This window comes from Vibrio sp. 1580, from assembly GCF_033340055.1.
Genome location: NZ_JAWOVT010000772.1, coordinates 1 through 511, shown reverse-complemented (window position 1 = coordinate 511; position 511 = coordinate 1). Strand labels below are relative to the sequence as shown.

At 47.9% G+C, this 511-nt stretch carries 1 protein-coding gene; it reads right to left on the bottom strand.

The features are described from left to right. Window positions 1-511: FAD-dependent oxidoreductase (locus tag R7093_RS28305; protein ID WP_318147419.1), on the bottom strand; the 511-nt coding region annotated here is incomplete at both ends.

Genomic DNA, 511 nt, shown 5'->3' with positions numbered 1-511 from the left:
TGCCCACCAATTCGGTCGTTCTTTTCAAACAGATCAACTTTATGACCACGTTCAGCTAAAGTCGTCGCACAAGCTAAACCAGCAGGGCCTGCGCCTACAACGGCAATATTTTTCTTCTTGAACGTTGGTTCAACCACAATTTCTGTTTCGTAACAGGCAAGTGGATTGACGAGACAACTAGCGCGCTTACCTTTAAATACGTTGTCCAGACACGCTTGGTTGCAGCCGATACACGTATTAATAAACTGCGCTTTCTCTTGTTCTGCCTTCGCGACAAAGTATGGATCCGCCAAGAACGGGCGAGCCATTGACACCATATCCGCCTGACCAGAAGCAAGGATTCGCTCTGCTTCATCAGGAGTGTTAATTCGATTACAGGTGACGATTGGCACAGAAACGTGCGGTTTCACCTTCTCGGTTACCCATGTAAATGCACCGCGAGGTACTTGCGTTGCAATGGTCGGAATACGTGCTTCATGCCAACCAATACCAGTGTTGATAATGGTGACGC